The sequence below is a fragment of the Kitasatospora sp. NPDC001119 genome (genome assembly GCF_053598475.1).
Genome location: NZ_JBSFKI010000002.1, coordinates 50993 through 72902 on the forward strand (window position 1 = coordinate 50993; position 21910 = coordinate 72902).

A 21910-nucleotide genomic window follows, 5' to 3' on the forward strand; every position below is an offset into this window, starting at 1 on the left:
CTCCCTGCTCTCGCGCTCCTTGTCCTGCCTCGTTCGCGGCGAGATATTAGCACGACCGTTCGTGCAGTTTTAGGGTTCTCCGAGGCCGCCCCGGTGCACCCACTACCCTGGGCGGCACGCAGGGCGAGCGGAACAGACGAGCAGAACAGGGGCGCGGACGATGGCCGGAACGACCACGGACGGACGGGTCCTGCGCGGCGAGGAGACCCGCCGCGCGGTGCTGCGCCGCGCCGTCGGGATCGCCTCCGTCGAAGGCCTGGACGCGCTCTCCATCGGCCGCCTCGCCACCGACCTCGGGCTCAGCAAGAGCGGCGTCTTCGCCGGCTTCGGCTCCAAGGAGGAGCTGCAGCTGGCCACCGTCCGCGCCGCCCGCCGGATCTTCGCCGACGCCGTCGTCGCCCCGGTCGCCGACACCCCGCCCGGCCTCGCCAGGGCCCGTGCCCTCTGCGAGAGCTGGCTGGCCTACTCCCGCGCCCGGGTGTTCCCCGGCGGCTGCTTCTTCTACGAGGTCACCGCCGAGTTCGACGCCCGCCCCGGCGCCGTCCGGGACGCCCTGGCCGGCTGCGCCCGGGAGTGGTCCGACACCGTCGTCGAGACCCTCGCCGCCGCCCGGGCGGCCGGCGCCCTGCGCCCCGACACCGACCTCGGGGACCTCGCCTTCGCCCTGATCGCCGTCCTGGAGACGGCCAACTCCCAGGCCGTGCTGCACGACGAGGACACCCCGTACGAGCGGGCCGGCCGCCTGCTGCTGCGCCTGCTGCGCGCCGAGGCCGCCGACCCGGCCGACCCGACGCTCGCCTAACGCTCCGTCAGCACCCTTTCAACGAAGGCTGCTTGGGCCAGAAGAAGCTCGTCCCCGCCGGGCGCGCCGACCACCTGGAGGCCCAGCGGCAGCCCGTCCCCGGTCCGCCCGGCCGGCAGGCTCAGCGCCGGGCGCCCGAGGAAGCTCCACGGCAGCGACATCACCGCGTCCCCCGTGCTGTGCAGGCCCTCCGGCGCCCCGCCGGTCGCCGAGGGCGCCAGCCACAGGTCCACCCCGGCCGCCGCGCCCGCCGCGGCCACCCGCTCGCGCAGCCGCTCCCGGAACCGCAGGGCGGCCTCCCGGTCCTCGGCCGCGACGCCCCGGCCGACCCGGATGCCCGCCGCCGTCTCCGGCCGGTAGAGCCCGCCGAAGCGGGCGAACCAGTCGGCGTGGCCGCGGGCCAGCTCGAAGCGGTTGACCGTCTGCAGCTGCCGGACGACCTCGGCGAAGTCCGGGAACAGCTCGACCCGGCGCACCGTGAGCCCGGCCCGCGCCAGCCGGGCCAGCTGCTCCTCGAAGGCGCGCAGCGCGGCCGGCTCGGTGCACTCCAGGTACGTCCCGTCCGGCACCCCGAGCACGGGTGGTCGGACCTCCCCGGCGCCGATCCGGTCCGGGGAGGGAAGCCGGCCGTCGCCCCGCCAGTCGTCGCAGAGCAGCGGGGCCGCCAGGGCCGCGCCCGCCAGGTCGGCGGTGAAGGTCCCCAGGGTGTCGAGGCTCGGCGCGTTCGGGATCACCCCCGCGATCGGGATCCGCCCGTACGTCGGCCGGAAGCCCACCACCCCGCAGTACGCGGCCGGGCGGATCACCGAGCCGACCGTCTGGGTGCCGATCGCCAGCGGCACCAGCCCGGCCGCGACCGCCGCCGCCGAACCGCTGCTGGAGCCGCCCGGGGTGTGCCCCGGACGGTGCGGGTTGCGGGTCGGACCGGGGGCGCTCGCGGCGAACTCGGCGGTCACCGTCTTGCCCGCGACCATCGCCCCCGCCGCCAGCAGCCGGTCCACCACCACGGCCTGCGGCCCGGCCAGCACCCCGGGCGGCAGCGCCGAACCGCCGTGCGTGGGCAGCCCGTCCACGTGCACGATGTCCTTGACGCCCACCGCCACCCCGTACAGCGGCGGCCGCCGGTCGGGCTCCGGGTACCGCGCGGCCAGCTCGCGCGCCCGCGACCGCAGCCGGTCGTACCGCCCGGGCTCCGGCACGAACGCGTGGATCAGCGGGTCCACCCGCTCGACCAGCGCGCACAACCGGTCCACGTACTCGGGGAGTTCCGGCACACCGGCGCGCAGCCCGGCGGCCTCATCGGTCAACGGCGACGGCCGGACGAGGGATTCCTCCATGCCGAGCACGGTAGCGCCGTTTACGGGTGCTCGGCCGCCAGGTACGGCGCCTCGCGCAGGAAGTACGCCCCGCAGGTGTGGCAGCACAGCTCCGGGGTCTTCCCCCAGTCCACCGCCTCCCGCACCCGCGCGGCCGGGTCGAGCTCGCGGCCGCACATCGCCACACTCTCCTCGCCCCGGACCATGTGCCACAGCCGCACCCCGCCGGCCTCGCCGCCGGCGCCGTACTCGGCCCGCATCTGGTGCATCATGCCCCCATCGTCCGACCGCCGCGCGCTCCCGGCAACCGGAGCGGAACCGCCGGTCGGCGGCCCGTACGGCCCGCCCCCGGCCGGCTCACCGCGGACATCCGGAGCGTCTCTCTCCGTAACAGCCACGTTGACTGGGCCTACCGCCCGGCCGAGACTTGTCGTGCGTACGCTCCACACTCGGCTACGGGGGGAACCGATGGGCGATGCACAGCTTTTGACGATCGATCATCTTTCGAGAATGCGCGCGGCGGCCGACCGGGTCAGGGGGCTCTCCCAGCGCCGCGCCCAAGTCCTCGAACTCATCGGAACCGACCTGTCCAACCAGGAGATCGCCGCCGAACTGCGGATCGAGGAGCGGACCGTCAAGGCGCACACCGCCGCCCTGTTCGAGCAGCTCGGCGTGTGCTCGCGCATCCAACTGGCCCAGGCGGCCCTGCTGTTCCGGCTGGAGGACTGTACCTGAGGACACTGGTGGACCGTCCGGCCCGGTGCTGAGATGTCCTGGCCCCACTCGGGGCATCGGCAACTACCCTCCGCACCAAGAGAGATGGGACTCACCATGCTCAAGAACCGCATGGGCCGCGTGGCCACCGTGGCGGCCGCCGCCGTCGCCGCGCTGACCCTCGGCACCGGGGCCGCCAACGCCCTCTACGTCAGCGACTACACCACCGCCGCCAACATCCGCAGCGGCCCGTACACCAACTCCTCCATCAACGGCATCGGCTACCCGGGCCACGGCACCAACGACTGGTGCTACACCAACGGCTCGACCGTCAACGGCTACACCGCCTGGGACAGCAACACCGACCGGGCCACCGGCGTCTGGGGCTACACCTTCGAGGACTACATCTCCGGTGCCCTCTCGAACCAGTGGACCAAGTGCTGATCCGCTCCACCGCACCACGGCCCTCTTCGCCCCACCGCTAATGGGGCGAAGAGGGCTCCGCCCGAGACTACCGGCCCGCCCACCCGATGAGGTCCACTCGTGAGGTCCCACCGCCGCACCGCCCTGGTCGTCGCCGCCGCAGGGCTCGCCCTGCTCACCGGCTGCTCCTCCGGCGGGAGCGCTGCCCCGGCCACCGGCGGATCCGGCGGCCAGGCCGCCGCGCCCGCCCTGACCGCGACGCCCACCCCGACGACCGTGGCCGACACCCAGCAGCTCCCGCTGCGGGCCTTCGCGGCGAGCCCCCAGGAACTGACCGGCATCGCGAAGGCCCAGGGCCTGCTCACCCAGGACTGCATGAAGCGGCTCGGCTTCGCCTCCTGGCAGCCGAACAACGCCGACCTCACCAAGGCCGGCAAGGACGACATGCCCACGCCGTACGGGTTCCTCAACGAGGCGCAGGCCGCCCAGTACGGGTTCCACCAGCCCGGCACCGCCGGAGGAGCCAAGGTCGGCAGCGGCAGTCCGATGAACCCCGCCGAGTTCACCGCGCTGTCCGGGCTGAAGTCCCCCACCGGCGGCGAACCGGCCGGCGGCAGCACCCCGCCCGGCGGCTGCACCGGCGAGGCCGACCGCAAGCTCAAGGGCGACAAGCCGCCCGCCGCCGACGTCTACGGGGACCTCACCGGCCAGTCGATGAACCGCACCAAGGCGGACGCCCGGGTGGTCGCCGCCACCACCGAATGGGCGTCCTGCATGAAGCAGCGGGGCTACGCCTACGGCAACCCCGAGAGCCTCAGCACCGAGTCCTGGGGCCCCACGGTGACCCAGCGGGAGATCGACACCGCCAAGGCCGACGTCGCCTGCACCCGGCAGACCAACCTCTCCGGCATCGCCTTCGGCGTCCAGAGCGCCATCCAGAAGCAGCTGATCGAGCAGCACGACAACGAGCTGAAGGCCTACCGCGCCGCCATCCAGTCCCAGCTCGACCAGGCGGCGACGGTGCTGCGGGAGCACGGCCAGTGAGCCGCGCCCGGCCCGGCCGCCCGGCGCGGACGGCCGCCGCCGCCCTGGCCTGCGCCGCCGTCCTGGCCGCCGCGGGCTGCTCCAGCACCTCCTCGGCCGCCCCGGACCGCACCACCGCCACCGGCCCGAACGGCGAGCGGCTGACCGCGGTCGGGGACGACCTGCGGCAGCCGTACCTCGCCTACTGGGACGAGTGGACGAAGGTCGCCCGGGCCGGCGACGTCGCCGCCGCGCCGCTGGACGCCCACGCCGACGAGCCCAACCTCTCCATCCTGCGCGCCTCGGTGGACCAACTGCGCCAGGAGGGGCAGCACATGAGCGGCGAGGTGAAGCACCGGCTGCTCGGCGTGCGGACCGACGGGGAGGCCCGCCGGCTGTACGACTGCGTCGACCTGAACGCCTGGCGGATCGTGGACGCGGGCACCGGCCAGGAGATCAGCCAGGTCGGCCGACGACCCGAGCAGCTCAGCATCATGACGATGCGTCTGATCGACGGGGTGTGGAAGGTCACGGACATCCAGAACCCGCTGCCGTGCCCCGGGGGCACCGCCGCCCCGCCCCGCAGCAGCTGACCCCCGTCCGAGCGCGAAGCACCGGAAGACGTACCGGAAATGGAAGCCGTGGAAACACCCGAGCCCGAGGCCACCGCAGCGGAACCCGCCACCCCGGCCGGGTCCACCCCGCGTCGACGGCGGCGGCTGATCGTCGTGATCGCCCTGGTCGCGGCGGTCACCGCCGGGGGCGGGATGTGGGCCGCCACCCTGATCCGCTCGCCGGAGCAGGCCGCCGCCGACGCCAAGGCGCCGCCCGCCTCGGTGCTCACGGCACCAGTGGTGCAGCGGGTGCTCTCCAACACCACCGTCCTGCGCGGGGTGTTCACGGCCGGCCAGTCCTTCCCGGTGCAGCCGGGCGCGGTCTCGGCCAGCGCCGGCGGCCCGGGCGGCGGCACCCCGATCGTGACGGCGCTGAAGGTCAACAGCGGGGACGCGGTGGACTCCGGGCAGGTGCTGGCCGAGGTGTCCGGACGGCCGGTGATCGCCCTGCCCGGCTCGACACCCGCCTACCGCGACATGGCACCGGGCGAGTCCGGCGGCGACATCGGCCAACTGCAGGACGTGCTCCGGGACATGGGGTACTACCCGGGCGGCGACGACAAGGGGTACTTCGGGGCCGCCACCAAGGCCGCCGTGGCCAGGCTCTACCAGAAGCTCGGCTACCCCGCGGCCACCACCGGCGACCAGACCGCCACCGCTGTCCGGACCGCCCAGCAGGCCGTGGACCAGGCCAAACAGGCCGTTCGGGACCTGGAGAGCCAGCCCGCCCGCGGCGGCGGCGAGCCGACCGCGGCGGCCACTCCGGCCACCACGGCCCCGGCGGCCGGCAAGAACGGCGCACCGGCCCCGGGAGCCACCGGGACCGGCGCACCCGCCGGAGGTGCCGGTTCCGGTGGCGCCGGTTCCGGTGGCGCCGGTTCCGGGGGTGCCGCCGCGCTCGCCCGGGCCCGCGCCGATCTCACCGCCAAGCAACAGGACCTGGCCCGCGCCCAGGCCAAGGACGGCCCCCAACTGCCCGCCGCCGAGGTGGTCTTCCTGCCCGCACTGCCGGCCCGGGTGGGCGCCGTCGGCGCCAGGGTCGGCGACAAGGTGACGGCCCCGGTCCTCACCCTTACCGCCGGCGGCCTCAACCTGACCGGCCACCTGCTCCCCGGCGACGCCCCGCTGGTCAAGCCCGGCATGGACGTCACCGTGCTGTCCGAGACCACGGGCATCCAACTCGCCGCCAAGGTCGGCTCGGTGGGCGCGCTCGTCACCCCGGGAAGCCCCGGTGGCGGCGGGGGCGGCGCCGCCAGCGCGGCACCGGCGGCCCCGGGCGCCGGCACCGACCCCTACGTCCCGCTCGTCGTCACCCCCGACGCCCCCTGGGACCCGGCCCTGGAGGGCCAGGACGTCCGGATCACCGTGGTCGCCGCCTCCACCCAGGGCGAGGTGCTCGCCGTACCCTCCTCGGCCATCAGCTCGGGCGTCGACGGCCGGACCTCGGTGTCCGTCGCGGGCACCGACGGCACCCGGCGCACCGTGGAGGTGACGGCGGGCGTCGCCGCGGACGGCTTCGTCGAGGTCAAGCCCGCCGCCGGGGCCGAGCTCAAGCCCGGCGAGCAGGTCGTGGTCGGCCGGTGAGCGGGGCCGGGACAGACCGCGCCGGAGCCGACCGCGACACCCCGGTGATCCGGCTGCGCGGAGCGTTCCGCACCTTCCCCGGCCCACCGCCGGTCACCGCCCTGCACCCCCTCGACCTGGAGGTCGCCCGCGGCGAGTATGCCGCCGTGATCGGCCCCTCGGGCTCCGGCAAGTCGACCTTCCTCAACCTGCTCGGCCTGCTCGACCGGCCCAGCGGCGGCACGTACGAACTCGACGGCATCGACACCGGCGCGCTCTCCGAGGCCCGCCGCACCGCGCTCCGCGGGCGCCGGATCGGCTTCGTCTTCCAGTCCTTCCACCTGCTGCCGTACCGGACCGCACTGGAGAACGTGATGCTCGCCCAGGTCTACAACGGATCGGCCAGGGCGGGCCGGGCCGACGCCGCCCGACGGGTCCTGGACCAGGTCGGCCTCGGCCACCGGGCCGAGGCCCTGCCCTCCAGGATGTCCGGCGGCGAACGCCAACGCGTCGCGGTGGCAAGGGCGTTGGTGAACCGGCCGTCGCTCCTGCTGTGCGACGAGCCGACCGGGAACCTCGACTCGGCGACGGCCCTGCGGGTCATGGAGCTGTTCGAGGAACTGCACGGGAGCGGCCTGACCCTGCTGGTCATCACCCATGACCGCGAGGTCGCCGAACGGGCCCGGCGGACCATCACCATCCGGGACGGCCGGCTGAGCGCGACCGGGGCGGCGGTCGAACGGTGAGGAGGCGCGCCACGTCCACCGAAGTCCCGCTCTCCCGGCTCGGGTTGACCGACCTGCTGAGCGAGGCGCTGTCCGGCATGGTGCAGCGGCCCGGCCGGTCGGTGCTCACCCTGCTGGGCACCGTCCTCGGCGTCGGCGCCTTCGTCGCCGTCCTCGGGCTCACCTCCAGCGCCACCGGCCAGATCGGCAAGCGCTTCTCGGCCCTGCAGAACACCACGGTCACCCTGGTCGGCCGCGGAGCGGAGGTGGTCCTCGGCAACGGCCAGCACCGGGCCGCCATGGACTTCCCCGAGGACGCCGACCGCCGGGTGGGCCGGCTCAACGGCGCGGTCGCGGCCGGGGTCTACTGGAGCGCGCCGCTGACCGAGCCGAAGATCTCCACCTCCCCGGTGCCCGGCACCGGCTCCGGCGCCGGGCTCAACGTCCTGGCGCTCTCCCCCGGCGGCTTCGACGCGATCGAGGCCCGGGTCTCCGCCGGCACCGTCTACAACGCCTTCCACAGCGAACGCGGCCTGCGCGTCGCGGTCCTGGGCTCGGCCGCCGCCGGACGGCTCGGCATCAGCCGCCTCGACGCCCACCCCGCGGTGTTCGTCAACGGCGTCGGCTTCACCGTCATCGGCATCATCGACGGCAGCGCCCGACTGCCCGAGACCGCGCTCGACGTCATGGTGCCCACCACCACCGCTCGGACGCTCTGGGGCAACCCGCCGCCCGGGGAGAACGGCCGGGCCCGGATGGTGGTCCGCACCCGGACCGGCGCGGCCGCCCTGGTCGCCTCCCAGGCCCCGACCGCCCTGCGCCCGGAGGCCCCCAGGGACTTCGAGGCCCTCGCCCCGCCCGACCCGCACACCCTGCGGGACTCCGTCTCCACCGACCTCACCGGGCTGTTCCTGCTGCTGGCCGCCATCTGCCTGGTGATCGGCGCGGTCGGCATCGCCAACACCACGCTGGTCGCCGTCCTGGAGCGCACCGGCGAGATCGGCCTGCGGCGCGCCCTGGGCGCCCGGCCCCGGCACATCGCGGCCCAGTTCCTCACCGAGTCCACCGTGCTCGGCACCCTCGGCGGGCTGATCGGCACCGCGATCGGCGTCGCCGTCGTGGTGCTGGTCGCGCTGGCCCGCGACTGGACCGCCCTGCTCCAGCCCTGGACGGTCCTGCCCGCACCGCTGGCCGGCAGCCTGGTGGGCCTACTGGCCGGCCTCTACCCGGCCCTCCGGGCCGCCGCCGTCGAACCGGCCGAAGCCCTGCGCCACTGACCGACCCCGGCTCCCCCGCCGTCCCCTACAACGAAGCCCGCCCTACGAAGCCGCCCGCAGCAGCGCGTCGTCCTGCCACTTGAGGATCTTGTCGAAGCTGACGATCGCCCCGCGCAGCGGGTGGTTGCGCAGCTGGACGTGGTCGGTGAGGGCGTGGATGAGGAAGAGGCCCCGGCCGGACTCGGCGGTGAGGTCCGGGAGGGTGTCCAGGTCGACCGGGCGCAGGGTGGGGACGCTGGGGCGACAGGGCAGGACGTGGGTGTCGTACGGGTGGCCGTCGCGGCGGGGGCCGTAGGCGGCGAGGACGCGGGCCGGGACGGTGGCGCGGCCGCGGCGGGTGCGGCGGGGCGCCCGGCCGGCCACCGCCGGACGGGCCTGGTCCGGGGCGGGGGTGCGGCGGACGGCGGCAGCGGCCCCGGCGGGGGCGGGGGCCGGCAGGCCGGGCCCCGAGTCGGTGACCTCGATCCGCAGCCGGTCGCCGCAGATCGAGGCGGTGACCTGGAAGCCGTCGTCGGGCCGCCCGGTGGCGCCGTGCTCGACGGCGTTGGCGCAGGCCTCGGTGAGGGCGACGCCGAGGTCGTCCGCGATCTGCGGGTCGACGCCCGCGGTCGCCATCGCACCGAGCAGGATGCGCCGGGCCAGCGGAACGCTGGCCGGGTCGCGCTTGAGGTGCAGAGTCCACCAGATGTCCACGGGAGGTCCCTCCTGGCTGCGGCTCCACATACAACTAGGTATCTCCGGGCGATTCCCCGGCGAACCGTGCCCGGGGGCCGCTACCGCCCGTTCGGCGGATGGACCGGGGGCCGGGGTCTGTGCCGGGCGACACGTACGCCCCCTCGCACGCGCCGCCGAAAGGGGCATTCGTAGGGATTTCCCACCCTGCCCGTGTCGGCGGCGTACGCAATGAGAGGATGGCCCGGCCATGACTGCCCTCGCCGCCGCCCCGCTCCCGGGCGCCCCCGGACCGGCCCAGCCGGTGGGGTCCGCCGCCTGGGACCTGCGGCTTGCCCGGGCGGTCCCGTTCGCGCTGGTGTGCACCCTGATAGCCGCCGCCGGGCACGCCCTGGCGGGTGGCGGGAACGTGCCGCCGACCGCGCTGGCGCTGGGCTTCGCCGCGGTGCTGGCGTTCGCGGTGGTCTGCGGCGGGCGGGAGCGTTCGCTGGCGGCCATCGCCGGGGCGCTCGGTGCCGGGCAGCTCGGACTGCACTGCCTCTTCCACGGTTTCAACGGTTTCGGCGGCTCCATGGCCGGCATGCACCACGGGGGCTCCGGTCCGCTGACGGTGCCGCAGGTGGCCGGCCGGCTGATCTGCAACGAGGCCCGCCCCGGCACGCTGCTCGGCCTGCCGGGCAGCCCGTCCCCGGAGCAGCTGGTCTCCTCCGCGGGCCTGGACCCGCACGCGTTCGCCGCCGCGCCCTGGTGGCAGGCCGGGGTCTTCGGCATGACGCCGTCGATGCTGGCCGGGCACCTCGGCGCCGCGCTGGTCGCGGGCTGGTGGCTGCGGCGCGGCGAGGCGGCCCTGTGGCAGCTGCTGCGGGTGGCCGCCACGGCCGCCCGGGAGCACTGGGCGGCGCCGCTGCGTACGGCGTTCGCGCTGGTGGCCGCGTTGCTGCGCGGTCTGTTCGGGACGGCCGGCCCGGCCCGCCGGTTCGGTGCCCGGGGCGGGGAGAGCCCGCTCCCGGCGGGTGCCGTGCTGCGGCACAGCGTGGTGCGGCGCGGCCCGCCGTGCGGGGCCCTCGCGTACTGACCGGCGTTTCCTGGCGGCCCTCGGCCGTCCCGGGTGCCCGGCGTGCGTACCGTCCGGCCGTTCCCCCGACCACGGGGGCGGCCCGAGGCTCCACCCCCGCGTCCCCACCCCCGCGGCCCCCGCGGCACGGCTCCCGTCCGTCGCCGGTTCCGGCTGCCGCCGAGCTCCGATCGGAGACCCGCATCATGCGTTCCCTTCCCGCCCGCCGTCTCGCCGCCGTCGCCCTCACCGCCGCCGCGTCCGTGGTGGCGCTGGCCGGCCCCGCCTTCGCGCACGTCACCGTGAACCCGGGTGCGGCCGCCCAGGGCGGCTACACGGCCGTCGACTTCCGGGTGCCGAACGAGAGCGACACGGCGGGCACGGTGAAGCTGGAGGTCAACCTCCCGCTGGACCACCCGCTGGCCTCGGTCCGGACCCTGCCGCTGCCGGGCTGGACCGCCGCGGTCGAGAAGGCCAAGCTCGACAAGCCGATCAAGGTGCACGGCAACGACGTCACCGAGGCCGTCTCCAAGATCACCTGGACCGCCGACGCCGGCACCAAGATCGCCCCCGGCCAGTTCCAGGAGTTCCGGGTCTCGCTCGGCCCGCTGCCGACCGACACCGACAACCTGGTCTTCAAGACCCTCCAGACCTACGACAACGGCGACATCGCCCGCTGGATCGACGAGACCAAGGACGGCCAGCCCGAGCCGGCCAAGCCCGCGCCCGTCCTGAAGCTCACCAAGGCCGCCGAGGGTGACGGCCACGGCGTCACCGCCTCCCCGGCCGCGGGCGCCCACGGGGGCAGCTCCGACCAGGCCGCCGCCGCCGGCGACGCCAAGTCCAGCGACTCCACCGCCCGCACCCTGGGCGTGGTCGGCATCGTCGTCGGTGTGATCGGCACCGCCGTCGGTGTGCTCGGCCTGCGCCGCAAGAGCGGCAACACCGCCTCCTGACCCCACGCCGGCGGGGCCCGTACCCGGACCACGGGTACGGGCCCCACCGGTGGCCCACCCCGCACGATCGGAACTCCCATGCCCCGCACCACCCGCCTGGCCGGCGCGGCCGCCCTCGCGCTGGCCGCCGCCCTGACCCTCTCCGCCTGCGGCTCCTCCGGCGGCGGCTCCACCGCCGCCAAGGTCACCCGGCAGAAGGAGGACACCCCGTACCAGGGCACCAAGCTCGCCAAGAACTTCGAGAAGCCGGACCTCCAGCTGACCGACACCGCCGGCCAGCCCTTCGACCTGCGCCAGCAGACCAACGGCAAGGCCACCCTGCTGTTCTTCGGGTACACCAGCTGCCCGGACGTCTGCCCGACCACCATGGGCGACATCGGCGTCGCGATGAAGGCGCTCCCCGCGGAGGAGCGGCAGAAGGTCAACGTCGTCTTCGTCTCCACCGACCCGCAGCGCGACACCCCCCAGGTGCTGCGCACCTGGCTGGACTCGATGGGCAGCGACTTCATAGGCCTCACCGGGGACCTGGCCAAGGTGAAGACCGCCGCCAGGTCGCTCGGCATCATGATCGAGGACCCGGTCGTCAACGCGGACGGCACGGTCACCTCCACCCACGGCGCGCAGGTGCTGGCCTTCCTCCCCTCGGACGACAAGGCGCACGTGCTCTACATGAGCGGCACCGAGGAGAAGACCTACGAGCACGACCTGCCGCTGCTCGCCAAGGGGGTCGCGGCGTGACCCCGGCGCAGACCGGGACCGGCCGCTTCCGCCGCAGCGCCCTGCTCGGCGCCGTCGTCGCCACGGCCCTGGGCGGCGGCGCCATCCTGGCCGCCTGCGGGACGGGCGGCGGCGCGGGCGGCCAGGACGGTGCCGCCGCCGGACCGGCCAGGCTCAGCGTCGCCGACTCCTACATCCCGCTCCCCCCGGCCGGCGGCATGGCGGCCGGCTACCTGACCGTCCGCAACGACGGCGGTCAGGACCAGCTGCTCAAGGTGAGCAGCCCGGCCGCCGAGTCGGTCACCATGCACCGCTCGAGCGCGTCGACCATGGAGCAGGTGGACAGCCTCGACGTCCCCGCGCACGGCGCGCTGCAGCTCGCCCGGGGCGGCAACCACCTCATGATCATGGGGTGGCAGAAGGCCCCGGTCCTCGGCGACGAGCTGGAGCTGGACCTCACCTTCGCCAAGTCCGGCACCATCTCGGTCAAGGTGCCGGTCAAGGAGCTCACCTACCGCCCCGGCCAGAGTTAAGGGGACCGCCACCATGCAGTCGGCCGGCCTGGAGAAGGCCACCCACCGCCGGATCGCCGGGGTGCTCGGAGTGCTCGGCGCGTTGCTCGCGCTGATGCTCGCGGGCGCCGGGCCGGCCTCCGCGCACGCCACCCTGGATTCCACCGACCCCCGGCAGAACTCGGTGGTCGCCACCGCCCCGCAGGCGGTGACGCTGACCTTCAGCGAGTCCGTCTCGCTCTCCGGCGACTCCGTCCGGGTGCTCGACCCGGCCGGCAAGGCCGTGGACACCGGCAACCCGGCGCACGCCGACGGCAAGGGCAACACCGCCCGGGTCGGGCTGCGCGACGGACTCGCCAACGGCACCTACACGGTGGCCTGGCGGGCCGTCTCGGACGACTCCCACCCGGTCGGAGGGGCGTTCACCTTCTCCATCGGCGCGCCCTCGGACACCTCGGTGTCGGCCACCGCGCTCCAGGGCGCCGAGGCCGACGGCCTGGTCGCCGCCCTGTACGGCACCGGGCGCACCGTCGCGTACGCCGCCTTCGCGCTGCTGGTCGGCGTCGCCGCCTTCGTGCTGCTCTGCTGGCCGGCCGGCACCGCCCGGCGCCGGGTGCAGCGGCTGCTGATGACGGGCTGGACGGCGCTGCTGGTCTCCACCGTCGCGGTGCTGATGCTGCGCGGCCCGTACGAGCGCGGCTCCGGGATCGGGCAGGCCTTCGACCTGTCGCTGGTGCGCGCCACGCTGGACGAGCGGATCGGCACCGCGCTGGCCGCCCGGCTGCTGCTGCTCGCGGCGGGCGGGGTGTTCCTGTCGCTGCTGGTCGGGCAGCTGGGGCAGCCGCCGCGGCCGGTCGTGCCGAAGCCGCGGGACGAGGAGGAGGCCGGCACCGACGACCTCGCGCGCGGCGCGGCCGCCGAGGACGACGCCGAGGCCGCCGAGCTGCGCGAGCTGGAGCGGCGGGCCGCCGAACGGCCGCAGCGCGAGGCCCGGCTCGGCCTCGGCGTGGCCGGACTGGTGCTGGCCGTCGCCCTCTCGGCGACCTGGGTCGGCGCCGACCACGCCTCGGTGGGCATCCAGGTCTGGCTGGCGCTGCCGCTCGGCATCCTGCACCTGATCGCGATGGCGCTCTGGCTGGGCGGGCTGGCCGCGCTGCTGGTCGCGCTGCGCGAGGGCGTCGGCGCCGAGGTGGTGGACCGCTTCTCGAAGATCGCCTTCGGCTCGGTGGCCGTCCTGGCCGGGACCGGGATCTACCAGTCCTGGCGGGGCCTGGGCAGCTGGGGCGCGCTGACCGGCACCGAGTACGGGCGGCTGCTGCTGGTGAAGAGCGGCTGCGTGGCCGCGATGCTGGGTGTCGCCTGGATCTCCCGCTCCTGGCTGGCCAGGCTGCGCTCGGCCCCGGCCGAGGCGGTCGAGGTCGCACCGGCCGAGCTGCCGGAGCCGGTCGCCGTGGCGGCGCACAGCGAGGACCCGGCCCGGCAGGCGCAGCTGGAGCGCCAGCGGGCCGCGCTGCGGAGCGCCGGACGCGACCGCGGGCTGACCCCGACCCGGGCCGGGCTGCGCCGCTCGGTGCTGGTCGAGGCGCTGGTCGCGGTGGCGGTGCTGGTGGTCACCACGATGCTCACCAACTCCCCGCCCGGGCGGGTGGCGGGCGAGGTCAAGGCCGGTGCGGCCGCCGCTCCGGCCGCCGACGGGGCCGCCGCGGCGCCGCAGACCGAGCCGGGCCGCACCGTCGACCTCAAGCTCCCGTACGACACCAAGGGCCGGACGCCGAACGCCAAGGGCACCGCGACCGTCACCCTCAACCCGGCCCGGACCGGGCCGAACGAGGTGAAGCTCGCGCTGGACGGCGCGGACGGGCAGCCGGTGGACGTCCCCGAGGTGGAGCTCGCCTTCACCCTGCCGGACCGCGACCTCGGCCCGCTGCCGGTCGCGCTCACCCCGGAGGGCACCGGCCGCTGGAGCGGCACCGCGCAGCTGCCGCTGGCGGGCACCTGGGTGGTGTCGGTGCAGATCCGCTCCTCCGACATCGACCAGACCACCCCGACCCAGCAGTTCAAGATCGGGTGAGCGGGGTGACCGACATGTCGACGGAGCACGCTTCGACGGGCCGCAACCCGGCGGACCACGGCCCGGCGGACCACGCTTCGGCGGGGCCCGCGGGCTTCACCCGGCGGGCGCTGCTCGGCACCGCCGGGGCCGGGCTGCTGGTCGGGGCCGGCGCGGGCGTCGCCGGGGCGGTCGCCTACGACCGTCCCGACCGGAGCGGCCGGGCCGCGGCCGGCCCGGGCGGCGCGCTGGGCGCGGCCCGGGTGCCGTTCCGCGGCGAGCACCAGGCCGGGATCACCGACCCGCCGCAGGCCAGGGTCCAGCTGGCCGCCTTCGACCTGGCCGAGGGCGTCGGCCGGGACGGGCTGCGCACCCTGCTCCAGCGCTGGACGAAGGCGGCCGACCGGCTGACCGCCGGGGAGCCGTCCGAGGAGTTCGACAACCAGGTCGCGCTGGACGCCGGACCCTGCTCGCTCACCGTCACGGTCGGCTTCGGCGCCACGCTGTTCGACAAGGCCGGGCTGGCCGACCGCCGCCCGCCCGGGCTCGCACCGCTGCCCGCCTTCCCCGGCGACGCGCTCGACCCGGCCCGCGGCGACGGCGACCTGTTCGTCCAGATCGGCGCGGACGACGCCCTGGTCGCGGTGCACGCCCTGCGGGTGCTCCAGCGGCTGGCGGCCGGTACGGCGGCGCTGCGCTGGCAGTCGGCCGGCTTCGCCCGCACCCCCGGCGCCGCCGCCCAACCGGTGACCGGGCGCAACCTGATGGGCCAGATCGACGGCACCAACAACCCCCGGCCGGACGAGGACGGCTTCGCCGCCAAGGTGTTCTGCGCCGCCGGTGGCGACCAGCCGGCCTGGCTGGCCGGCGGCTCGTACCTGGTGTTCCGGCGGATCCGGATGCTGCTGGACAACTGGGAGGCGCTGCCGGTGGACCGGCAGGAACGGGTGATCGGGCGGCGCAAGTCGGACGGCGCCCCGCTCGGCGCGCCCGCCGGGGCCGGCGAGCGCTCCCCGGTCGACCTCGCAGCGCAGGGCCCGGACGGCACCCTGGCGATCCCCGCCGACGCGCACATCCGGGTCGCCGCCCCGGCGGCCAACGGCGGGGCGGCGATGCTGCGGCGCGGCTTCTCGTACCACGACGGGCTGCTGCCGGACGGCTCACCGGACGCCGGGCTGCTCTTCCTCGCCTTCCAGAACGACCCGGGCAAGGGCTTCACCCCCGTGCAGCGCAAGCTCTCCCGGGGCGACGGCCTCTCCCGCTTCCTGCGGCACGAGGCGAGCGGCCTGTACGCGCTGCCGCCGGGCGCGCCGCCCGGCGGCTACCTCGGCCGGCAGCTGCTGGAGGGGTAGTTCCCCGGACGGTTCCCCGGGGGTCCGACGGCGGACCCCCGGGATCCACCGCCGCGGTCCCGGCCACTGGAACGCTTGGCCGCCGGGGCCGTTGAATCGTTAGGGTGACTGCTTCGGCACACCCTGCCCGCGCAGTACCCCGGAACCCCACGGAGGCGTCATGTCGGCCACCCGCTACACCTACCTCGGACCGGCCGGCACGTTCACCGAGGCGGCCCTGCACACCCTGCCCGAGGCGGCGACCCGGGAGCTGGTGCCGCTGTCCTCGGTGGCGCTGGCGCTGGACGCGGTGCGCGGCGGGGAGGCGGCCGGGGCGTTCGTCCCGATCGAGAACTCGGTGGAGGGCGCGGTCACCGCGACCAACGACGAACTCGCCTCCGGCACACCGCTGATGATCTACCGTGAGGTGCTGCTGCCGATCACCTTCGCGCTGCTGGTGCGGCCGGGCACCGAGCTGTCCGGGATCAAGACGGTGACCAGCCACCCGGTGGCCCAGCCGCAGGTGCGGCGCTGGCTGGCGGCCAACCTGCCGGAGGCGGACTGGGAGTCGGCGGCCTCCAACGCGGACGGCGCCCGGCTGGTCGCCGAGGGCCGCTACGACGGCGCGTTCGCGGGCGAGTTCGCGGCGCCGATCTACGGGCTGGAGCCGCTGGTCAAGGAGATCGCGGACGCGAAGAGCGCGGCCACCCGGTTCGTCCTGGTCGGCCGCCCGGGGCGGGTCTCCTCGCCGACGGGCGCGGACAAGACCTCGATGGTGGTCTGGCTGCCGGACGACCACCCGGGCGCGCTGCTGGAACTGCTCCAGGAGTTCGCGGTGCGCGGGGTCAACCTGATGCGGATCGAGTCCCGCCCGACCGGCGAGGGCATGGGCAGCTACTGCTTCCTGATCGACTGCGAGGGCCACCTGTCCGAGCGCCGGGTCGGCGAGGCGATGATGGGGCTCAAGCGGATCTGCCCGCAGGTGCGGTACCTCGGCTCCTATCCGCGCGCCGACCGGCAGGAGTCCACCCACCGCCGACCGGGGACCTCGGACGGGGATTTCACCTCGGCGGCGGACTGGCTCTCCCGCGCGCTCGACGGCCGCGGGGACATCTGAGCTTCTCCTCGAGTCCTTCCGGACTTTTCCGACTGTTTTCGCCCGGCCCGGGCGGCCCGGGCGGGTGACCGCACCGTCGTCCACAGGGGCCGTCGGGGCCGGAGACCGCTGTCCACAGGGCTCCCCGCTGTCCACAGCCCGGAGTTATCCACAGGCCTGGGGACGAGTCGACAAACCGGTATAGCCATTGCCCAGACCCGGTCGGACCATCGGTTTGCGTCGCAGAGATGACCAATCGGACCAGAGTCACCCGGTTGCCAGCAAATCACCCGTCCGAGTGCTTCAATTCCCTCACCCGAGAAGGTTGATTGAGGTTTGAAACCTCAATTCCCTGGTTCGTTCACGCGGAAGGCAATCCTCCCCTTTGATCCACAGGCCCGGGGCCCGGCCTGTGGATAACCCGGCGGCGGGAAGTTCCCCACAGGAGTTATCCACAGGCACGGACGAGTTATCCCCAGGGAAAAAGCCGTACCGGTGGAGGAACGGTCTCCCGGTACGCTTGGGCCTGTGATTGACCTTCGCCTGCTCCGTGAGGACCCTGACCGAGTGCGCGCCTCGCAGCGCGTCCGTGGCGAGGACGTCGACCTGGTCGACGCCCTCCTCTCCGCCGATGAGCGGCGCCGGTCCTCGGGCAGCCGCTTCGACGAACTGCGCAGCGAGCAGCGGGTGCTCGGCAAGCAGGTCGCCCAGGCCAAGGGCGACGAGAAGGCCGCCCTGCTCCAGCGCACCAAGGACCTGGCCGCCGAGGTCAAGGCCGCCGACGCCGAGCAGGGAGCGGCCAAGGAGGAGGCCGACCGCCTGCTCCGCTCCCTGGCGAACCTCATCGACCCGGCCGCCCCGGTCGGCGGCGAGGAGGACTTCGTCACCCTCGAGGAGATCGGCACCCCGCGCGACTTCGCCGCCGAGGGCTTCGAGCCCCGCGACCACGTCGAGCTCGGCCAGATCCTCGGCGCGATCGACACCGAGCGCGGCGCCAAGGTCGCCGGTGCCCGCTCCTACTACCTGACCGGCGTCGGCGCGCTGCTGGAGCTCGCCCTGGTCAACATGGCGATCGCCCAGGCCACCGCGGCCGGCTTCATCCCGATGATCACCCCGACCCTGGTCCGCCCGGCCGCCATGGACGGCACCGGCTTCCTCGGCCAGGCCGCCGAGAACGTGTACCACCTCGCCGAGGACGACCGGTACCTGGTCGGCACCAGCGAGGTCCCGCTCGCGGCGTACCACATGGACGAGATCCTCGACGCCGACAAGCTGCCGCTGCGCTACGCCGGCTACTCGTCCTGCTTCCGCCGCGAGGCCGGCACCTACGGCAAGGACACCCGCGGCATCATCCGCGTCCACCAGTTCGAGAAGGTGGAGATGTTCGTCTACACCACTCCCGAGGACGCGGAGAACGAGCACCGGCGCCTGCTCCAGTGGGAGAAGGACTTCCTCAACGCGCTGGAGCTGCCGTACCGGGTGATCGACGTCGCCTCCGGCGACCTCGGCGCCTCGGCCGCGCGCAAGTTCGACATCGAGGCGTGGATCCCCACCCAGGGCAAGTACCGCGAGGTCACCTCGACCTCCAACACCACCGAGTACCAGGCCCGCCGGCTGTCGATCCGGATGCGCGAGGAGGGCAAGACCCGCCCGCTCGCCACCCTGAACGGCACCCTGGTCGCCGTCCCGCGCACCATCGTGGCGATCCTGGAGAACCACCAGCAGGCCGACGGCTCGGTCGTCGTGCCCGAGGCGCTGCGGCCGTACCTCGGCGGACGGACCGTCCTCGAGCCGGTCAAGTAAGCCGGCCCGCCCAGCACCACCTGCGACACTCCCGGGAGACGTACGGCCCATGAGCACCACCAGCCCCAGCCCCGTCTCCCCCGACGGTGGCGACCTGCCCTACCGGCTGGTCGCCACTGACCTCGACGGCACCCTGCTCACCAGCGGGGAGACCGTCTCCGAGCGCACCCGCGCCGCCCTGGCCGCGGCCACCGGCGCGGGCGCGCTGCACATCATCGTCACCGGGCGCTCCGCGGTCTGGGCCCGCCCGGTCTTCGACGAGATCGGCTACACCGGGATAGCGGTCTGCGGCCAGGGCGCCCAGGTGTACGACGCCGGCGCGCACAAGCTGCTCACCTCGCTCACCCTGGACCGGCGGCTCGCCGCGCTCGCGATCGAGAAGATCGAGGCCGAGACCGGCCCGCTGGCCATCGCCGCCAACCAGGACGGCCTCGACGGCCAGGTGCTGGCCGGCCCCGGCTACGAGCTGCTGATCGGCTCCGACCTGCCGGTCGTCCGGGTCGACCGCGGCGGGCTGTACGACTCCCCGCTCAGCAAGCTGTACATCCAGCACCACGCCCTCACCGACGACGCCCTCGCCGAGGCCGCCCGCCGCGCCGCCGGCGACCTGGTCGGCGTGGTGATGGCCGGCGCCGGCGTGGTCGAGCTGCTCCCGCTCGGCCTCTCCAAGGCCACCGGCCTGGCCGTCGCCGCCCGCCGCCTGGGCGTCCGCGCCGCCGACACCATCGCCTTCGGCGACATGCCCAACGACGTCCCGATGTTCGGCTGGGCCGCCCACGGCGTCGCCATGGCCAACGCCCACGAGGAACTCCTCGCCGTCGCCGACACCGTCACCACCAGCAACGACGAGGACGGCGTCGCCGCGGTCCTGGAGCACCTCTACCCGCAGCGCTGACGCCTCCGGCGCGGCCCTTGTGCGCCGTGCCCCGGGCTCGCACACCCCGTAACCCCGCCCGAAGCCGGAGAACCGCCGGCGCTCGGGCCATCCGCTGCGGCCTTCCGCCCCGCGCAGTTCCCCGCGCCCCTGCTGGGGCGCGGGGAACTGCTGTCTGCGGAGGAGACGCGCCCCCGGCGGCGGGTGGGGTGAGGCCGATCGGGGGGTTCAGGGGCTGGTCAGGGGTGGGTTGTAGGATGACCGGGCAAGCGGTTGTAGGATGACCGACGACTGGTTTCGGCGTGTGCGGTGGCAAGGGAGGTCCGGCATGAGCGGCGGTCTGCAGGCGGCCGGGCGGCGTTCCCTGGTGGACACCGCGATCGAGCAGTTGCGGGAGCAGCTGGCCGGTGGGGCGTGGCCGGTGGGGTCGCGGATTCCCACCGAGCACGAGCTGGCCGAGCAGCTGCGCGTCGGGCGGAACACCGTGCGGGAGGCGATCCGGGTGCTGGTGCACGCCGGGATGCTGGTCTCCCGGCAGGGCGAGGGGACGTTCGTCCGCTCCACCAGCGACCCGGCGTCCGTGCTGCGCGGCGTCCAGCGCTCCGGCATCCGGGACGTCCTGGAGGTCCGTGCGGCGCTGGAGACCGAGGGCGCCCGGCTGGCCGCGCTGCGGCACACCCCCGAGGACGTCCGGCGGATGCGCGCCGCCCTGGCCCGTGAGGCCGAGGTGTTCGCGGCGCACCCCGAGCGGGCGAGCCGCGAGGCCACCGTCGAGCACGACCTGGAGTTCCACACCGCCGTCGTCGAGGCCGCGCACAACCCCGCGCTGGCCGAGGTGTACCGCTACTTCGGTGCCTCCGTCCGCGAGGCGATGACCTCCGCCTTCGGCGACCACGACATGCCCGAGGCGGTCGTGGCCACCCACGAGGCGCTGGTCGACGCGATCGAGAGCGGTGACCCGGACCGGGCCGAGGCGGCGTGTCGTGCGCTGCTCGCCGGCCCGACCGCGGCCGTCGAGCAGCTGCTCGCGGCCATCGCGGCCCGGAAGTAGGACGGCGCGAGCCTCCCTTCCGCCGTCCGCTTCCCCCGCACATTCACGAAAGAACAGCACACCCATGGCCGTCACCCGTGCCCAGCAGCCGGTTGTCACCGCTCCTGCCCCGCTCCCCGGCCGCGTCCGGCTGGCCCATCCGCTGCTGCTGCTGACCGGCATCGTGCTGGTCGCGCTGAACATGCGCGCCTGTCTGGCCGCGGTCTCCCCGATGGTCGGCGAGATCCAGCGGACCTTCGGCCTCTCCGCCACCGCGAGCGGTCTGATCACCACCGTCCCGGTGCTGTTCCAGGGCGTCGGCGCCCCGCTCACCCCCCGGCTGACCCGCCGTTTCGGCGCCGAGCGGGTGGTGCTCGGCGCGGTGCTGGTGCTGGGCGCGGGCGTGCTGCTGCGGGTGCTGCCCTCGGTGGCGGCCCTGTACGCGGGCTGCGTGGTGATCGGCGTGGCGATCGCGGTGCTGAACGTGTCGATGCCGGGCCTGGTCAAGCGCGAGTTCCCGGACCGCGCGGCCACCATGACCGGCGTCTACTCGACCACCATGCTGGTCGGCGCCACGCTCGCGGCCGGCACCTCCGTCCCGCTGGAGCACGCGCTCGGCGGCGGCTGGCGGGCCTCGCTCGGCGCCTGGTCGCTGCTCGCGCTGGTCGCGGCGGTGGCCTGGCTGCCGCAGGTGCTGCGCTCCCGCCAGGAGCGGCAGGGGGCGGTGGCCGCGGCCGCCGCGCCGGCCAAGCCGATCGAGGGCATCTGGAAGTCCGCGCTGGCCTGGCAGATCAGCCTCTTCATGGGCATCTCGTCGCTGCTGGTCTACACCCTGGTCGCCTGGATGCCGACGATCCTGGCCGAGCACGGCATGGACCGCGGCCAGGCCGGTCTGGTCTTCGCCTTCTCCAACCTGGTGCAGGTGGCGGGCGCCTTCCTGGTGCCGCTGATGGCCGGCCGGATGACCAGCCAGCGCGCGCTGGCGGTGGTCATGGTCGCCCTGAACGGGCTGGGCATCGCGATGCTGCTGGTCGCGCCGGTCTCCGCCGCGTGGGTGTCGGCGACGATCCTGGGTGTGGCCCAGGGCGGTTCGCTGGGCCTGGGCCTGGCGTTCATCGTGCTGCGCACCGACACCGCGGCCGGTGCCGCCCAGCTGGGCGGGATGTCGCAGGCGATCGGCTACCTGGTCGCGGCGGCCGGCCCGGTCGGCGCGGGTGCGCTGCGCCAGCTGACCGGCGGCTGGGAGACCCCCCTGGTGCTGATGCTGGTGCTGGTCCTGGTGGTCGGCGCGGCCGGCTGGGGCGCGGGCCGCAACCGCACCCTCTGAGCCGAGCGCGCGCACTACAGCTCCGGACGGC

Annotated in this window: 22 protein-coding genes; 19 read left to right on the forward strand and 3 right to left on the reverse strand. The window is 74.9% G+C overall.

From position 1 onward, the window contains the following. Positions 1–160 precede the first annotated feature (160 nt). Positions 161–802 (forward strand): TetR/AcrR family transcriptional regulator, encoded by a 642-nt coding sequence (locus tag ACWDD9_RS02590; RefSeq protein ID WP_449810622.1) that lies wholly within the window; start codon positions 161–163, stop codon positions 800–802. Here ACWDD9_RS02590 and ACWDD9_RS02595 read toward each other — a convergent pair. Together ACWDD9_RS02595 and ACWDD9_RS02600 are read right to left on the reverse strand one after the other, a co-directional pair. Further along, the gene (locus ACWDD9_RS02595; protein WP_449810623.1) at positions 799–2139 is read right to left on the reverse strand and encodes an amidase; all 1341 of its coding nucleotides are present in this window, start codon (positions 2137–2139) and stop codon (positions 799–801) included. The two genes, ACWDD9_RS02590 and ACWDD9_RS02595, sit on opposite strands and share 4 nt — an antisense overlap. 20 nt (positions 2140–2159) lie before the next feature. Beyond that, positions 2160–2390 carry a hypothetical protein gene (locus ACWDD9_RS02600; protein WP_049657159.1) on the reverse strand — a complete coding sequence of 77 codons (231 nt, stop codon included), beginning with the start codon at positions 2388–2390 and terminating at the stop codon, positions 2160–2162. A gap of 238 nt (positions 2391–2628) precedes the next feature. Between ACWDD9_RS02600 and ACWDD9_RS02605 the strand changes: the two genes are divergently transcribed. The 7 genes from ACWDD9_RS02605 to ACWDD9_RS02635 all read left to right on the forward strand — a co-directional run bounded on the left by ACWDD9_RS02605 (position 2629) and on the right by ACWDD9_RS02635 (position 8457). Beyond that, positions 2629–2853: a response regulator transcription factor gene (locus ACWDD9_RS02605; protein ID WP_049657156.1), complete on the forward strand. Its 225-nt coding sequence runs from the start codon at positions 2629–2631 to the stop codon at positions 2851–2853. A gap of 84 nt (positions 2854–2937) precedes the next feature. Beyond that, positions 2938–3276 carry a hypothetical protein gene (locus ACWDD9_RS02610; RefSeq protein WP_049657154.1) on the forward strand — a complete coding sequence of 113 codons (339 nt, stop codon included), beginning with the start codon at positions 2938–2940 and terminating at the stop codon, positions 3274–3276. A 99-nt stretch (positions 3277–3375) separates the two neighbouring features. Further along, the gene (locus ACWDD9_RS02615) at positions 3376–4299 is read left to right on the forward strand and encodes a hypothetical protein (protein WP_449810624.1); all 924 of its coding nucleotides are present in this window, start codon (positions 3376–3378) and stop codon (positions 4297–4299) included. Then, positions 4296–4871 carry a hypothetical protein gene (locus ACWDD9_RS02620; RefSeq protein WP_449810625.1) on the forward strand — a complete coding sequence of 192 codons (576 nt, stop codon included), beginning with the start codon at positions 4296–4298 and terminating at the stop codon, positions 4869–4871. Before ACWDD9_RS02615 ends, ACWDD9_RS02620 begins: the two co-directional genes overlap by 4 nt. Positions 4872–4910: 39 nt before the next feature. After that, the gene (locus ACWDD9_RS02625; protein ID WP_449810626.1) at positions 4911–6476 is read left to right on the forward strand and encodes a peptidoglycan-binding protein; all 1566 of its coding nucleotides are present in this window, start codon (positions 4911–4913) and stop codon (positions 6474–6476) included. Then, a complete protein-coding gene (locus tag ACWDD9_RS02630) occupies positions 6473–7201 on the forward strand; it encodes an ABC transporter ATP-binding protein (RefSeq protein ID WP_049657146.1) in 729 nt (242 codons plus the stop codon). Before ACWDD9_RS02625 ends, ACWDD9_RS02630 begins: the two co-directional genes overlap by 4 nt. Next, a complete protein-coding gene (locus tag ACWDD9_RS02635; protein WP_380743050.1) occupies positions 7198–8457 on the forward strand; it encodes an ABC transporter permease in 1260 nt (419 codons plus the stop codon). Before ACWDD9_RS02630 ends, ACWDD9_RS02635 begins: the two co-directional genes overlap by 4 nt. A gap of 42 nt (positions 8458–8499) precedes the next feature. Here ACWDD9_RS02635 and ACWDD9_RS02640 read toward each other — a convergent pair whose 3' ends face one another. Further along, positions 8500–9150 carry an ATP-binding protein gene (locus ACWDD9_RS02640; RefSeq protein WP_449810627.1) on the reverse strand — a complete coding sequence of 217 codons (651 nt, stop codon included), beginning with the start codon at positions 9148–9150 and terminating at the stop codon, positions 8500–8502. Between the two features lie 229 nt (positions 9151–9379). Between ACWDD9_RS02640 and ACWDD9_RS02645 the strand changes: the two genes are divergently transcribed. The 11 genes from ACWDD9_RS02645 (at position 9380) to ACWDD9_RS02695 (ending at position 21879) form a co-directional block, all read left to right on the forward strand. Further along, a complete protein-coding gene (locus ACWDD9_RS02645) occupies positions 9380–10204 on the forward strand; it encodes a hypothetical protein (RefSeq protein WP_079272020.1) in 825 nt (274 codons plus the stop codon). 185 nt (positions 10205–10389) lie between these two features. Further along, positions 10390–11139 (forward strand): YcnI family copper-binding membrane protein, encoded by a 750-nt coding sequence (locus tag ACWDD9_RS02650; RefSeq protein ID WP_387828206.1) that lies wholly within the window; start codon positions 10390–10392, stop codon positions 11137–11139. Positions 11140–11217: 78 nt separating this feature from the next. Beyond that, positions 11218–11877, forward strand: a complete 660-nt coding sequence (locus tag ACWDD9_RS02655; RefSeq protein ID WP_049660017.1) for an SCO family protein — start codon at positions 11218–11220, stop codon at positions 11875–11877. After that, the gene (locus tag ACWDD9_RS02660; RefSeq protein WP_053112532.1) at positions 11874–12389 is read left to right on the forward strand and encodes a copper chaperone PCu(A)C; all 516 of its coding nucleotides are present in this window, start codon (positions 11874–11876) and stop codon (positions 12387–12389) included. The genes ACWDD9_RS02655 and ACWDD9_RS02660 overlap by 4 nt, the downstream gene beginning before the upstream one ends. Positions 12390–12402: 13 nt before the next feature. After that, positions 12403–14439: a FixH family protein gene (locus ACWDD9_RS02665; RefSeq protein WP_449810628.1), complete on the forward strand. Its 2037-nt coding sequence runs from the start codon at positions 12403–12405 to the stop codon at positions 14437–14439. A gap of 14 nt (positions 14440–14453) precedes the next feature. Beyond that, positions 14454–15770 carry an iron uptake transporter deferrochelatase/peroxidase subunit gene (efeB, locus tag ACWDD9_RS02670; RefSeq protein WP_449810629.1) on the forward strand — a complete coding sequence of 439 codons (1317 nt, stop codon included), beginning with the start codon at positions 14454–14456 and terminating at the stop codon, positions 15768–15770. A 160-nt stretch (positions 15771–15930) separates the two neighbouring features. Next, on the forward strand, positions 15931–16866 hold the full coding sequence (pheA, locus tag ACWDD9_RS02675; RefSeq protein WP_049652857.1) for a prephenate dehydratase: 936 nt from the start codon (positions 15931–15933) through the stop codon (positions 16864–16866). A 507-nt stretch (positions 16867–17373) separates the two neighbouring features. After that, positions 17374–18648, forward strand: a complete 1275-nt coding sequence (gene serS / locus ACWDD9_RS02680) for a serine--tRNA ligase (protein ID WP_074002021.1) — start codon at positions 17374–17376, stop codon at positions 18646–18648. 49 nt (positions 18649–18697) lie between these two features. Next, positions 18698–19543, forward strand: coding sequence for an HAD family hydrolase (locus ACWDD9_RS02685; RefSeq protein ID WP_049652861.1), 846 nt, complete (start codon positions 18698–18700; stop codon positions 19541–19543). A 307-nt stretch (positions 19544–19850) separates the two neighbouring features. Beyond that, positions 19851–20573: a FadR/GntR family transcriptional regulator gene (locus ACWDD9_RS02690; protein ID WP_049652863.1), complete on the forward strand. Its 723-nt coding sequence runs from the start codon at positions 19851–19853 to the stop codon at positions 20571–20573. A gap of 64 nt (positions 20574–20637) precedes the next feature. Then, positions 20638–21879 (forward strand): CynX/NimT family MFS transporter, encoded by a 1242-nt coding sequence (locus tag ACWDD9_RS02695; protein WP_387828191.1) that lies wholly within the window; start codon positions 20638–20640, stop codon positions 21877–21879. Positions 21880–21910: the final 31 nt, after the last annotated feature.